The sequence below is a fragment of the Paenibacillus andongensis genome (assembly GCF_025369935.1).
Classification (GTDB): domain Bacteria; phylum Bacillota; class Bacilli; order Paenibacillales; family NBRC-103111; genus Paenibacillus_E; species Paenibacillus_E andongensis.
This window is the reverse complement of sequence record NZ_CP104467.1, coordinates 5,674,294-5,688,012: the sequence shown is the minus strand read 5'-3', so window position 1 is coordinate 5,688,012 and position 13,719 is coordinate 5,674,294. Positions and strand designations below refer to the sequence as shown.

The window sequence follows — 13,719 nt, the reverse complement described above, 5'->3', positions numbered from 1 at the left end:
GCATCGCTCATAAAACTCATACAATTAACAAGTATAGGACAAATAGGTTACACTTACAAACGAAACACGCAAAGTGAATGCACTGATGCTTTTCTAAGGAGGAAAAAACATGGAAACCATAACAGCCGAGAGCTATATGGAGGGTTTATACGAAGAAGATACAGTTCTAGAACGAGTGAAGGAAGTCATACGCACCCAGAATATGCCCGAAATTTCGATTGCACCTGGATACGGCAGATTGCTTACTATGCTGGTGACGATGATTGGCGCAACGAAGGTGTTGGAAATAGGCGCTTTAGGCGGTTATAGCGGTATTTGTTTGGCGAGAGGCTTGAAAGAAGGCGGCAAGCTTATTTCGCTGGAGTTAAAACAAGAATTTGCTGATGTAGCCAAGCAAAATCTGACCGAAGCGGGCCTTGGCGAGCTCGTTGAGTACCGGATTGGCGAAGCGCTCATTCACCTGAATGAGCTTCTTGAGCAGGGAGAGCGATTTGATTTCTTTTTTATCGATGCGGACAAGGTAAATTATCCGAATTATTTGGAGCTCGCAATTAAGCTGGCGAACCCTGGGGCCATTATTGCAGGGGATAACACCCTGATGCGAGGAAAAGTCGTCGATGCGAACCAAACCAAAGCCGCGGTCCAAGCGATGCGTACTTTCAACCAGCTGGTCGCCACCGATCCGCGCTTGGAAAGCACCATCCTGCCGGCCTATGATGGCTTGGCTTTAGCACGAGTGAAGTAGTACTGAGACAGTCGATTTATTCATTAGCCCCCCCTCAGAAAAATGGTAGGCATAAAATCGATTTTTGAGATTTTCAGCAGCTTCGTGAGGGTAGAAAGGCTATAGTGGTTAACAATGTTGTAAAATCTACAACAATTCATGCGCCCAAGGGCCATTTTTTAACTTGAAGTTGCAGTTTGTACAACATTTTCAGCCCATTTGGTGCGAAATGGCCTAAATAGGATCAAATTGTTGTACATATTACAACAACGAAGGGAAAAGGCGAGATTTAGGCAGCAATTGTTGCACATTTTACAACATCATTCAACCGCGAATATGGATTCATTCATCTGGAATCTCAAAGAGAGCATATTTGACGTTGGATCCCGATTCAAGACACCTCCATGTAGAACAGGATTGAAGATAGAATCGGCGCTGTCGTACGGCAAACAGAGTCACCTACAAAGTTGAAAAAGCTTGTTTCTCATTAGATTGGATGCACGGCGTGCAATCTCTAGAAACCCCTCTTTGTACGCAAAAACGCTCTAAGCTAGCAATAGCTTAGAGCGTTTTTCGTTGACAAAGAATTTATATGTTTGTGTTTAGGGGTAGCGAAGCTTACCACTTATATAACATATGTTTCTCGTTTGGAGTAAGCGAAGCTTCCCTCTTATTTAAGATGCTTTTTGATCGGATATATGGAAGTCAGACTCGCTTAATTTGCCAGGAGTAATTGGTTTTATTTGCGTCAACGGAGGCACGGGTTGTGATGTGGTACTAGGGTGAGTGACTTCTTGCTTCCTGAAAGATATAGCACTGATGCCGTTCCAATAGATAAATAATAACTCTGCACATACGACGATCAAAACAATTTTACGCCAGTTCAGGCTCATGGATGGCATCCTCACTTTCAATGATACGCCTATATTATCATATTATGGAAAGAATTACCACGATTAATTTTTCCAGCTCTTTTATCTAATCCTTCATTTATGAACCAGACCTGTAGTAATCTCTAGCTCATACCTAAGACTTTCCGGCATTTGCGCGGTGTAAGCCAAGCGAACAGCATAGTCAATATCATAAGGAACACGCACGAATTGAATCGCAAAGCCAGCTTGCATATTACCTTCGGTTTCCCCCTCCAAGACGCAGTAGCAAGCTTGAGGAATGCCATCATACGGCGTTCCTACACTTCCCACATTGAAGAGCATCAGACCGCTGCTCGCTTGCTTCACAGAGCGTTTCTCCGATGGGTTTTTGATCGTTATGAGATAGGGGATATGAATGTCTCCATAGCCGACAATATCAGGTTGTTTCCCATCTGTCGGCACACCTGTCATCTGAGTATTTTGAAACATAGCGAGACGTTCTTCCTTGGATGCTTTACGTTTCACTCTATGATAAACACTTTGCGCAGAAGCGTGGAACAATCGGAACAATTTACCGCTTACATTCAAATCAACGGAGAAATTCAGCTGTTTCAGATAAGCAAGCCTAACCTCGCCAAGCTGATGCTGATGCCACAATCCGGCAGGATTCTCCTGCGGAAGGGTAATCCCCAAATCCCAGTTTCCTTGAACAACGGATTCACATACCTCCTTGATACGGTCAACGACAGCAGCGGAATCAGGCCCTTTACCCACAAGGTCGCCTAAACAAATAATGCGTGTAATTCCTCGGCGTTGAATATCTAAAAGCACAGCTTCCAGTGCGGGTAAATTACCATGAATATCCGATATGATTGCGATTTTCTCCAACGTTTTCGTTCCCTTTCTCTAATAAACTCGAATGTGCTTAGCTATGCTTCTGTTATACCACAAGGCTTATGAATCTGGAAATGAGAGTCTCTTACTATTACCCAACGAGGGAATCTTCTGCTATAATTTGTAGGGGGAAAGGGGAATGTTTTGATTGGAATCCAGACAAGATCGTCACCGTAAACCGAAAAAAGAACGCTCTACGAACAAGAAGACCCCGCTCAAAGTAATTGGGGGACTCACGCTTGCCGCAGCGGCTTGTTTTGCTATTGGCATTGGCGCTTCCTATTGGACATCGAAAAGTAATTCAGCGGAAGAGCAAGATTCAGCATCATCACCAGTGGTTAGTGTTTCGCCTATTCCAACCAAACCAACGAATACAGCGGGATCAGCTAGTGCGGAGCCAAGTACAAAGCCTAGCCCAGAGTCTACGGCAAAAGCCGTTATCCCGACACCTGCTCCTACCGCATCGAGTGAGCCAACGAGAAGTGGCGGGCAAGTAAAGTTAACTTTTGTGGGTGATGTATTGATGGCCTCCAAAGTGGAAGATATTCTAAAAGAAAAAGGCTATGATTACCCTTATACGAATGTTAAAGATTTTCTGAGCAAGCCCGATTTTACAATTGCTAATTTAGAAACACCCATAACGACTAGAGGTACTGTTCAAAAAAAGGATTACGTCTATCGTTCTTCACCGATGGCCTTGCCTGCCCTGAAAGCTTCCGGAATTGATCTTGTTAATCTAGCGAATAACCACGTGATGGATTATGGTACAGAGGGCTTGCTGGATACGATGGATGCCCTTGATCAAGAAGGCGTTAAGCGAGTTGGAGCGGGCAAAGATTTGGAAGAAGCCTACCGACCGGTCATCGTGGAAAAAGATGGTGTGAAGATTGCTTTCTTCGGCTTCAGCCGTGTCGTTCCAGAGGCTTCATGGAAGGCGGGTCCTGGCCATGCCGGCGTAGCCGAAACCTATAGTTACAAACTGCCAGTTGAAGCCATTCAGAAAGCAAAAGAAAGCGCGGATCTTGTCGTTGTCGTTACCCATTGGGGAGTGGAAAGAAGCGATAATCCGGATAAGAATCAGAAAGACTTGGCTCATCGTTACATCGATGCCGGCGCTGATCTCATCGTAGGCGGTCATCCCCATGTCTTACAAGGCTTCGAGCAATATAAAGGCAAATGGATTGCCTATAGTCTAGGTAATTTCATTTTTACAACGAATGATACTCCGAAGACTTGGGAGACAGTTATTTTAGAGGCCGCATGTTCCAAAGATAAACAATGCGATATCCACCTTGTGCCTATATTGACCAAAGCAGCACTGCCGACTCCGATGAATACGGAAGATGGCGAAAAACTCTTTCAGCGGTTGAGTAAAATCTCGATAGGCGCTCAAGTGGACGCGCAAGGAAATGTTAGCAAGAAATAAGATGAGGAGCAATCAAACATGACAGAAGCTGTTCGCAATATTTACTGTGTAGGTCGCAACTACCGGGCACATGCCGCTGAACTGGGGAATGATGTTCCTGACCAACCCATGATTTTCACCAAGCCGACACATGCACTTGCCCCAATGAACGGGGGAGAGTTGACGCTCCCAGGTAATCAAGGTGAGATTCACTATGAAGCCGAGCTTGTTCTACATATCGCTAAGCCTTATACAAAAGGCATCCAAGTGGATGAGATTGTCGACAAGTATGCACTCGGCATTGATTTCACACTTCGGGATGTTCAGAACGTCATTAAGAAGAAGGGTCAGCCCTGGCTGCCTGCTAAAGGCTTTCTGAATTCGGCGCCAATCAGTACGTTCCGACCATTCAAAGGAGCTTCGAAGCTATCAGAAACGAACTTTCAGCTTCGCCAGAATGGACAGGTTGTTCAGAACGGAAACATCAGCAATATGATCTTCGATCTACAGACCATCATTGATTACATTGCAAAGCATTATGGTTTAGGTGCTGGCGATATTATCTATACGGGTACTCCTGAAGGGGTAGGTCCTGTGCATCATGGTGATCGCTTGGAGCTGTTATGGGGCGAAGAAGTATTCGGAGCTGTTACGATTAACATTTAACAGATCAAAGGGCAGTCTCTTAAGGTCATTTATGACCTGAGAGATCTGCCCTTTATTTTATAAGATAAGATTTATATGTTTTGGGTGACCGAGAGGTTAACCTTTAATACAGGTGAGATAAGGCCAGATATCCGCGCCGTGTGCAAATAGTCTTAGACTGACGTTGTGGCCATTAAACTCCATCGAAATAATTTAGTTTCCTCACTCAGCCTCATGAATTCGCAGGATTATTACTAAAATGCGTTTATTTTCTTTACCGATCGTTCTCAATATGTTATATTGACGATGGGAGGAGGAAAATAGAATGGCAAGAAGCAAAGAATTCGAAGAGAACGTAGTATTAGATAAGGCGATGAAGCTCTTTTGGGAACAAGGTTATGAGAAGACATCCTTGACTGATCTGGTCGAGCATATGGGAATCCATCGCAGAAGTTTGTATGACACATTTGGCGACAAACATACGCTGTTTCTGAAAGCTATGGATCGATTTCGCGATAAAGTCAATGCTGAGCTTGCGGGAGAAGTTAAACGCTCCAAGACTGCAGCGGAGGCTCTTCAGTTTATTTTTAGTTTCATAATAGATGGTGTAGAGGACTCGCCTTCAGGCTGTTTAATGGTGAATTCGGCGGTGGAATTGGCAATGCGCGATACAGATGTGGATTCTAAGTCCACTGAATCGTTCACACTATCAGAGCAGCTACTCAAGGATATTATTCTGTGGGGGAAGCGGAATGGAGAATTCACCTCAGATTACGATGCCGACGAAATGGCGGAACATCTGCATACTGTATGCGTTGGGTTAAGGGTAATGACAAGAACCTCCATTCTCAAAGAAAAACTACACCGTATAGCCAATGTATCCATCAAGCTTTTAGAAAAATAATTCTTTTATCCTTAGAATGATCGTTCATATATGAGTAAGTCTGAGCTGTAGTGAAGCTTACTCCTAAGAAGATATCAGTGCTTATGCATATTTTAGAATGATCGTTCTCGTATAATATGTCTTGCCTTGCTTAAAGTTCTCTCCATGAATGGTTCATTCTTATGTTTTTTAGAATGATCATTCCCGTATGGCGAGACTTTTCCGAAACTTGCCTATGCTTAAAACTTCTCCTTAAGGAAATCATTACTTGCGTAGTTTTGAATTATTGTACCAGAATCAAATAATAAAAGGAGCAATTAATAATGAAAATTTCTGAACAAGTCGCATTTGTCACCGGGGCGAACCGAGGTTTTGGCCGCCATTTAGCTCTTGAACTTCTATCCAGAGGGGCTAAGGTTTATGCTGGTGCAAGAAATCCGAAGTCCATTGACATTCCCGGTGTAATACCTGTAAAGCTTGATATTACCAACCCTCAAGAGGTAGCTGCAGCCGCTATGGTCGCTAAGGATGTTACGCTTTTGATCAACAATGCAGGATCGTCTACAGGCGCTTCTTTGCTTGACGGTGATCTCGATAAAATACATTTCGAGTTTAATACGCATTTCTTTGGCACACTTTCCATGGTTCGTACTTTCGCACCGATTCTAGCAAATAACGGGGGAGGATCGATTCTGAATATTCTTTCTGCATTATCTTGGTTTAGTTCGGGAGCTGTAGGCGCTTATACGGCTGCAAAGGCGGCAGAGTGGGCATTGACGAACGACCTACGTTTAAATCTGTATCCTCAAAATGTGAGAGTAGCTGGATTACATGTGGGCTTTATGGAGACAGATATGACATCGAGCTTAGAAGCTCCCAAATCCAACCCTGCGGATATCGCAAAAATTGCTATTGATGGCATAGAATCCGACAGCTTTGAAATTGTTGCAGATGACGTGAGCCGAAAGATCCAAAGTGCTTTTGCCGGTGGTGTTCCTGCGATATACCCACATCTCTCCTAATACAAATTACTAATACAGTGATTTATCCAAGATTTCAATCAAATACGTAACAGCACGTACGTATAAAACTAGTATCATTATTTTGAAGAGGAGTGTACGAAATTGGATAAATTGTGGAGCAAAACGAAAATTGGAAATTTGGAATTACCTCATCGTTTAGCGATGGCACCAATGACACGTAGTAGAGCGCAAGAAGATGGTACACCGGGAGAACTAAGTTCCCTTTATTATGCTCAAAGAGCATCTATGGGATTAATTATTAGTGAAGGTACACAACCCTCTGACGATGGTCAAGGTTACTTATGGTCACCTGGTATCTATACTGAAAATCATATTCAAGGGTGGAAACAGGTTACGGACGCGGTGCATGAAGCAGGTGGATTTATGTTTATCCAATTAATGCATGTCGGTCGTATGTCGCACCCCGACAATACACCACATCATCGTCAAGCAGTTGCACCATCTGCGATTGCACCTGGTCTAGAAATGTTTACTGCTAAAGGGATGCAGGAAATACCTGTTCCACGTGAATTAAGTAAAGAAGATATTCAAACGACAATTGCAGACTTCCGAAAAGCAGCAGCGGCAGCTATTGAAGCAGGGGCTGACGGCGTTGAGATCCATGGAGCAAATGGTTATCTAATTAATCAATTTATCGGAGTAAATTCGAATAAACGATCGGATAAATACGGTGGATCTATAGAGAATCGTGCTCGCTTTGCTATTAAAGTAACGAAAGCAATCGTTGAAGAAATTGGAGCAGAAAGAACAGGATTCCGTATTTCGCCAGGAACACCTCTTGGTGGGATTAATGAAGGAGAACAAGGTCCTGAAGTTTATATCCATCTTGTAAAAGAACTAGCTCAATTTAATTTAGCTTACCTTCATGTTATGCATGTAGGAAATGAAACTCTGCTCCATGAAATTCGTTCAATTTGGCCAAATCCATTATTAGTCAATCGAGCTGGGCGAGCTCTAGAAGATATTAGTTTAGATATTGATAATGGCGTTGCTGATATGGTGCCAGTCGGTGTATGGTCATTAGCTAATCCGGATTTAGTTGAACGTCTCAAAGAAGGGTTTCCTTTGAATGAAGGAGACGGTACAACATTCTTTGGTGGTAACGGAAGCGTGGGTTATACGGATTATCCTACGATGAAAGAATTAATATCTCAAGAGCGGTGAGAATAACTTATATGGCAAATAAATGGCGTACAACTGAAAATTGTACGCCATAACTTTTTATCTGCGAGTAATCGACATTGTGGGTAACAACAGCCTTCTTAAATTAAAGCGTGGATACATAACACTGTAAAGGAAGAGGACCATAAAATGAGAGCTGCTCAAATGCAGAAATATTCAAAAGAGCTTCAATTGGAAATGAATAATGTGAAGATACCAGAAATCAATAGCCATGAGGTGCTCATTAAAGTAAAAGCTGCAGGTGTAAATCCATTAGATCTTCTTATTTTAAATGGCAGTATTCGCATGATTGCTGATTATGATTTCCCATTAACTTTAGGAAATGAACTCTCTGGTGTTATTGAGGCAGTTGGAGAAGATGTTGTTGATTTCCAGGTTGGTGACCACGTTTATACGAGGTTGCCGATCAATAAAATTGGAGCTTTTGCTGAATATGCGGCCGTCAACGAAGAGGCTATATCCAAAATGCCTAAAAATCTATCCTTTATTGAAGCGGCTGCTGTACCCCTCACTGCTTTAACGGCTTATCAAGCATTGAATGACGTACTCAATGCTCAGCTTAATGCAAAGCTATTTATTCCTGGCGGAACCGGCGGATTTGGTGCTATGGCAATCCCTATTGCCAAATCAATGGGGTTATATGTTATTACAAGTGGCAGTGAAAGAGGTCGATCACGTACACTGTCAATTGGGGCTGATAAATTTATAAATTATAAGGAGGAAAACTATGCTGACATTCTATCTAATATAGATTACGTTATCGACACCTTGGGTACAAAAGAGATAAAAAAGGAACTTAACGTTTTAAAACCTCAAGGCAAATTAGTATCATTGAAGGCCTTACCAAATTATCGCTTTGCTGTTGATAATAATTTTCCATCGTGGAAAAAACTATTGTTTGGTTTAGTGGGTGCTCGTTTAGACATTTTAGCAGCTAGACATAAAAATGAATATCACTTTTTATTTGTGCGCGCCAATGGCAGACAATTACAAGAAATCACTAATCTTGTTGAAAATGAAAATATTACACCTTCAATTGATTCAATTTATAATTTTGATGACATTAATAAGGCATTACTAAAAGTTTCTACAGGCCACTCCCAAGGCAAAGTTATTGTAACCTTTTAAGGGGCTGCCCCATAAGTGGATTTTATAGAGACAGCCCTCCTTCATTTTAGGAACTCAAAAACTAAGTAAAGCAGCGATGGCTATTGGAGATTGGTTGCTTTTTTGTTCCGATTAGTTCAAAGACAACAGCGGCAGTCTAAGACTTTATTTTTCAAGTCTTGGTCCGCCGCTGTATGATTTTTTCTCCAATCTAAAACTTTATTTTCACTGGACACTTGTAACGATATTTTACTCGTTACAGATGTCCAAGTTGGGGGCAGTTAATCGAAGGATCTGGCTAATGGCCAGGGTTTTCTTATTCCTTGATTAAACTTCTGTTGGATCCTCTAAAGCAGCATCGGAATATTCATCACGAACTCGAAGGATGGCCGGCAATTGTTGGAAAAATGCATCAACCACTTTGGGGTCAAAATGCTCGCCTTGCTCCTCTTTAAACAAATTCAAAATCCGATCGAGCTCCCAAGCTTTTTTGTAAACACGCTCACTGCCGAGTGCATCGAATACGTCAGCAATCGCTGTAATTCGGCCATAGATGTGAATCTCCTCGCCCTTGATTCCACGTGGGTATCCGCGCCCGTTCCATTTCTCGTGATGCTCGTAAGCGACAACAGCTGCCGTCTTCAGAATGTGGCGATTGGAGTTCTTGAGCAAATTATAGCCAATACGTGTATGGTTCTGCATCAATTTGAATTCGTCATCCGTTAATTTCCCAGGTTTGTTTAAGACACTATCCGGGATAGCCACCTTACCGATATCATGCATAGGCGAAGCCATTTTCAACAATTCGGCTTCTTCTTGGCTCATACCTAATCCTAAGGCTAGGAGATAAGAATATTCCGCTACACGTTTCACGTGATTTCCTGTCTCTTTGGACCTGCTCTCACCAATTTCCCCCATTCGGAAAATAATTTCTTTCTGCGTTTCCTCGATCTCGTTCGTAAGCAAAGCAGATTCCAACGACTTACCCGCGTAGGAGGAAGCTAACGTTAAATATTCCATATCTTTATCTGAAAATTGTTCGCCTGCCGTCAGCTTATTAATGGCTTGGTAAGCTCCCATAATTTCACCTTGGCTGTTTTTGAAGGGAATAACCATGAGCGCTTTGGTACGGTAACCCGTTTGTTGGTCTGTTCGAAGAGCTCCATTCAGGAGATACGACTTATACTCTTCATTCGTATAGGCATCATGAATAAAAACAGCTTTATCATTCGTTACAGCGTAGCCGACAAGGCCGGCCGTACTAGGTATGCGAATTTCGTCGAGACCATGAGCTACTTTAGACCATAACTCATTTTTGTTCGAATCAAGCAACCAAACTGTACAACGATCAGAGACGATCATTTCTCTTCCCATATCGGCCATGAGCATAAGTACATGGTCTAGGGTTCGTTCGTTCGCAATTTTGGCAGCATAGTCAAAGATGACACGCAGCATTTCCTGAGGATCCAGGTCTCTTTTTAACGGGGTCGTTATATCGAATTGATCGTTCTCCATGTCAGCCTCCTAACATTCACCGAATTTAGTTTATCATAAATTTCATAGAAATTGGTTACATCAAGTCGAGTTAACCGAAATTTTAGATGAATTTGTCGATAGTTATGGAAAGGATTGTAAAAGTGATGCTTCGAATAGGAGTATGATACAATAAGAGTGGGTTTTGAACGGTTTCTAAAGGGCATGGAAGAGAATGGGAGTGCTGCTTGTGGAGTGGGTTTGGGGTTTAGCGGGAAGCTTAATTATCGCAGGTGCGGCCTATTGGAAGAGATCACTTTCTTTATCGGGCTTGGCAGCTGCTGTGCTGCTCGGTACGTCGATGTTTGCACTAGGAAGCTTAGCTTGGTTTGGGACACTTATCGCCTTCTTCGTATCTTCTACCTTATTGTCAAAACTCAAGCATCAACGTAAATCCGCAGCAGAAAGCGGTTATGCCAAAGGTGGAAGACGCGATGCCGGACAAGTTGCTGCAAATGGCGGTCTTGGGTTATTGCTATGTATAGGGAATGCAGTTTGGCCCAACCCAGCTTGGTGGATTGTATTCATTGGAGTTATGGCAACGGTCAATGCGGATACGTGGGCTACGGAAATAGGCGGAATGAGTAGATCTACACCGCGTTCAATCATTAACGGCAAGCGAGTTTCTGCTGGCACATCGGGTGGTGTAACGGGATTAGGACTGCTGGCTTCCTTGCTGGGAGGAGCATTCATTGGTTTGGTTAGTGGATGGTTCAGTCGAATAGGCGAGTCCGGATATGAGGTAGGGACACTTGCAGCACTAATCATACTGGGTGCATTATCAGGTTTGATTGGTTCTTTGGCTGATTCTTGGCTTGGGGCGACGTTTCAAGTCATGTATCGGTGTAACGTTTGCGGGAAAACCATTGAGAAACAGTTTCATTGCGACCAGAAAGCCACACAGATTCGCGGTATGAGTTGGATGACAAATGATGGGGTCAATGCCGTATCCTCGCTAGTCGGAGGCATGATTTGCTTAGTATTAAGAGTTTGGATATTTTAAAATACTGCAAGAGCAACCCTGCTGCGATATGTGCGGCAGGGTTGCTTTTGCTTAATGAACCGTTGAACCACTGGGTTCCGTTTGTTCTTTATCATGCGCCGGTTGCGGGGGTGCTGGGGGAAACAAGGCATCCTGAAGCTGCTTTTCCAACTGACGCACTTTGCGCTGCAGCTTGTACTGACGTACCATTCCGAAGAGACCAACAATCAGCCCGCCTAACAAGGTTGATGTTAAAATGACAAGGATCAAGGGTGTGGATGTCTGAGCAAACAAGAAATTTACTTGAACCGGTTCGACATTAATGACGGCAAAAACAGCCGTTATGAGGGCGAATACTAAAGCAGATATGAGAATCCATTGCATCTTCATCCATCATTCATCCTTTCACCCGAGAAAAGGTTGAAGGCGCACGCCCTCAACCTTTATCAGAACAATTACTTCGTTAACTCTTCCATTTGATCAAGCAGGGAGCTGAAGACACTCATCGCTTGCTTGATTGGTTCCGGAGTGGACATGTCTACTCCGGCTTTTTTCAAGATGTTCAGTGAGTAGTCGCTGCCGCCGCTTTTTAAGAAGCCCAAGTAACGGTCTACAGCAGGCTGGCCTTCATCGAGAATTTGTTTCGCGAAGCTGGTTGCAGCCGAGAAGCCAGTTGCATATTTGTACACATAGAAGCTGTTGTAGAAGTGAGGAATACGAGCCCATTCCATCTCGATATCCTGATCCACGACCATGGCATTCCCGTGGTACAGCTTATTCAAGCCATAGTAGATTTCGCTGAATTCCTGTGGTGTCAGAGAATCTCCATTTTCCGATCTCTCATGTGTAATCATTTCGAATTCTGCAAACATCGTTTGACGGAATACCGTTGTTCTGAACTGATCCGCGTAGTAAGTAAGCAAGTAAAGCTTTTCTTTCGGATCCGTTACACGTTTCAATAGATAGTCCATGAGCAGTGCCTCATTAAGCGTAGAAGCGACTTCCGCAAGGAAAATCGTATACTGCGCATAGCGGTACTCTTGGTTCTCATCAGACAAATACGAATGAATAGCGTGACCCATTTCGTGTGTCAATGTGAACATGCTGTTCAAGTTGTCCTTATGATTCAGAAGAACGTATGGATGTGTGCCATAGGCACCCCAGCTGTAAGCACCATTCCGCTTATTTTTGTTCTCATACACATCGATCCAGTGGTTATCAAAGCCGTCTTGAAGAATTTTTAAGTAGTTTTCGCCCAGTGGTGCTAAGCTTTTCTTAATTTCTTCTTTGGCTTGCTGATAGGTGATGTCCATCTTGAACTCTTCAACCAGCGGGGCAAATAGGTCGTACATATGTAATTCATCCACTTTAAGCAGTTTCTTGCGGAGCTTCAGATAACGCTGCAGCTGCGGTAAAGAATCGTGAATCGTGGAAATTAAGTTCGTATACACTTCTTTCTTAATATTGTCTCCAAACAGGGTGGATTCAAGAACGGAAGGGTACTTACGAGCTTTGGCATAAAAGATATTTTTATTAATATTCGCGCTAAGCGTTGCGCCAATTGTATTCTTATTGTTGCGATAAGTTTCGTAGACAGCATGGAAGGCGTTTTTTCGAACTTCGGCGTTGCGGCTTTCAAGGAATTGAATGTAGCTTCCATGAGTAAGTTCGACTTCTTCGCCTTTTTCGTTCTTAATTTTCGGGAATTTCAAATCGGCATTGTTCAGCATACCGAAGATGGTGCTTGGCGCTCCGGCCATGTTACCCGCTTGAGCAAGCAGGGCTTCTTGATCCTTGGAAAGCGTATGCGGCTTCTGGCGAATCATTTCTTCTAGAGTGTCCTTATAGAAAGATAAAGAAGGATCGTTCACCAGCTGCTGAAGCTTTTCATCCGATAAACTGAGAATTTCTGGTGAAATAAAGGAGAGCGCTTCTCCTACTTCGACACTAATTTTTTTTGCTTTATCCGATAAGGCCTGGTAGGTTGGTTCTGCTGTATCTTCATGGTGCTTCATGTTGGCATAAACATACAGTCTTTCTGTTTTCACAGAGACTTCATCTTCCAACTGGAAACACTGCTTTACCGTAGCGGAGTCGCTGAGTTTTCCTTGGAAGGCGCTGATTTTGCCAAGCGAGTTTTTCACATGCTGAAATTCCTGTTCCCAAGCTTTCTGATCGGGGAATATATCCTCCAGATTCCATCGGTGCTCGGCCGGTACTTGCTTGCGATCCAATATTTGAGTCATCGGAGCCCTCCTGTCCTTGTTTTGAGATTGGGGTAATCGGTTATCATTGGCATGTAATTCTGCTGCTGGGATTGAGCTTAGAAGAAGTCCCATAGCCGCAGTCACATAGATCCAGCGCATTACGGTCACGCTCCCGGCATATTCCCACATGGGATGATCTCGCAATAATCCCATAACATGGTTTTCACCTAGTATGACCGTTA

General features: G+C 43.2%; 12 protein-coding genes. 8 read left to right on the top strand and 4 right to left on the bottom strand.

Features of this window, described 5'->3' with window-relative positions; genetic code table 11:
- Positions 1-109: 109 nt before the first annotated feature.
- A complete protein-coding gene (locus tag NYR53_RS25485; RefSeq protein WP_261301919.1) occupies positions 110-745 on the top strand; it encodes an O-methyltransferase in 636 nt (211 codons plus the stop codon).
- A 965-nt stretch (positions 746-1,710) separates the two neighbouring features.
- On the opposite strand, the gene NYR53_RS25480 is transcribed toward NYR53_RS25485, so the two are convergent.
- Complete coding sequence (locus NYR53_RS25480) at positions 1,711-2,484, bottom strand: metallophosphoesterase family protein (protein WP_261301918.1); 774 nt, start codon at positions 2,482-2,484, stop codon at positions 1,711-1,713.
- A 154-nt stretch (positions 2,485-2,638) separates the two neighbouring features.
- Between NYR53_RS25480 and NYR53_RS25475 the strand changes: the two genes are divergently transcribed.
- From NYR53_RS25475 to NYR53_RS25450, 6 genes are all read left to right on the top strand, one after another.
- Entirely contained in the window at positions 2,639-3,916 is a 1,278-nt protein-coding gene (locus NYR53_RS25475) for a CapA family protein (protein ID WP_261301917.1), read from the top strand.
- A gap of 18 nt (positions 3,917-3,934) precedes the next feature.
- Positions 3,935-4,561 carry a fumarylacetoacetate hydrolase family protein gene (locus NYR53_RS25470; RefSeq protein WP_261301916.1) on the top strand — a complete coding sequence of 209 codons (627 nt, stop codon included), beginning with the start codon at positions 3,935-3,937 and terminating at the stop codon, positions 4,559-4,561.
- A gap of 304 nt (positions 4,562-4,865) precedes the next feature.
- Complete coding sequence (locus NYR53_RS25465; RefSeq protein ID WP_261301915.1) at positions 4,866-5,444, top strand: TetR/AcrR family transcriptional regulator; 579 nt, start codon at positions 4,866-4,868, stop codon at positions 5,442-5,444.
- Positions 5,445-5,746: 302 nt separating this feature from the next.
- On the top strand, positions 5,747-6,445 hold the full coding sequence (locus NYR53_RS25460; RefSeq protein ID WP_261301914.1) for an SDR family oxidoreductase: 699 nt from the start codon (positions 5,747-5,749) through the stop codon (positions 6,443-6,445).
- Between the two features lie 102 nt (positions 6,446-6,547).
- Positions 6,548-7,630 carry an alkene reductase gene (locus tag NYR53_RS25455; RefSeq protein WP_261301913.1) on the top strand — a complete coding sequence of 361 codons (1,083 nt, stop codon included), beginning with the start codon at positions 6,548-6,550 and terminating at the stop codon, positions 7,628-7,630.
- Between the two features lie 147 nt (positions 7,631-7,777).
- A complete protein-coding gene (locus tag NYR53_RS25450; RefSeq protein WP_261301912.1) occupies positions 7,778-8,776 on the top strand; it encodes an NADP-dependent oxidoreductase in 999 nt (332 codons plus the stop codon).
- Positions 8,777-9,082: 306 nt separating this feature from the next.
- Here NYR53_RS25450 and NYR53_RS25445 read toward each other — a convergent pair whose 3' ends face one another.
- Complete coding sequence (locus NYR53_RS25445) at positions 9,083-10,270, bottom strand: HD domain-containing phosphohydrolase (protein WP_261301911.1); 1,188 nt, start codon at positions 10,268-10,270, stop codon at positions 9,083-9,085.
- Positions 10,271-10,463: 193 nt separating this feature from the next.
- Between NYR53_RS25445 and NYR53_RS25440 the strand changes: the two genes are divergently transcribed.
- A complete protein-coding gene (locus NYR53_RS25440; protein ID WP_261301910.1) occupies positions 10,464-11,291 on the top strand; it encodes a DUF92 domain-containing protein in 828 nt (275 codons plus the stop codon).
- A 51-nt stretch (positions 11,292-11,342) separates the two neighbouring features.
- Here NYR53_RS25440 and NYR53_RS25435 read toward each other — a convergent pair whose 3' ends face one another.
- Both NYR53_RS25435 and pepF read right to left on the bottom strand, forming a co-directional pair.
- Positions 11,343-11,660: a LapA family protein gene (locus tag NYR53_RS25435; RefSeq protein WP_261301909.1), complete on the bottom strand. Its 318-nt coding sequence runs from the start codon at positions 11,658-11,660 to the stop codon at positions 11,343-11,345.
- A gap of 65 nt (positions 11,661-11,725) precedes the next feature.
- Positions 11,726-13,516, bottom strand: coding sequence for an oligoendopeptidase F (gene pepF / locus NYR53_RS25430; protein WP_261306521.1), 1,791 nt, complete (start codon positions 13,514-13,516; stop codon positions 11,726-11,728).
- Positions 13,517-13,719 lie beyond the last annotated feature (203 nt).

Excerpts from the sequence above, each read along its gene's own strand:
- NYR53_RS25460 (WP_261301914.1), top strand. The coding sequence starts at position 5,747 with ATGAAAATTTCTGAACAAGTCGCATTTGTCACCGGGGCGAACCGAGGT.
- pepF (WP_261306521.1), bottom strand. The coding sequence starts at position 13,516 with ATGACTCAAATATTGGATCGCAAGCAAGTACCGGCCGAGCACCGATGG.
- NYR53_RS25465 (WP_261301915.1), top strand. The coding sequence starts at position 4,866 with ATGGCAAGAAGCAAAGAATTCGAAGAGAACGTAGTATTAGATAAGGCG.
- NYR53_RS25450 (WP_261301912.1), top strand. The coding sequence starts at position 7,778 with ATGAGAGCTGCTCAAATGCAGAAATATTCAAAAGAGCTTCAATTGGAA.
- NYR53_RS25440 (WP_261301910.1), top strand. The coding sequence starts at position 10,464 with ATGGGAGTGCTGCTTGTGGAGTGGGTTTGGGGTTTAGCGGGAAGCTTA.
- NYR53_RS25470 (WP_261301916.1), top strand. The coding sequence starts at position 3,935 with ATGACAGAAGCTGTTCGCAATATTTACTGTGTAGGTCGCAACTACCGG.
- NYR53_RS25485 (WP_261301919.1), top strand. The coding sequence starts at position 110 with ATGGAAACCATAACAGCCGAGAGCTATATGGAGGGTTTATACGAAGAA.
- NYR53_RS25435 (WP_261301909.1), bottom strand. The coding sequence starts at position 11,660 with ATGAAGATGCAATGGATTCTCATATCTGCTTTAGTATTCGCCCTCATA.
- NYR53_RS25445 (WP_261301911.1), bottom strand. The coding sequence starts at position 10,270 with ATGGAGAACGATCAATTCGATATAACGACCCCGTTAAAAAGAGACCTG.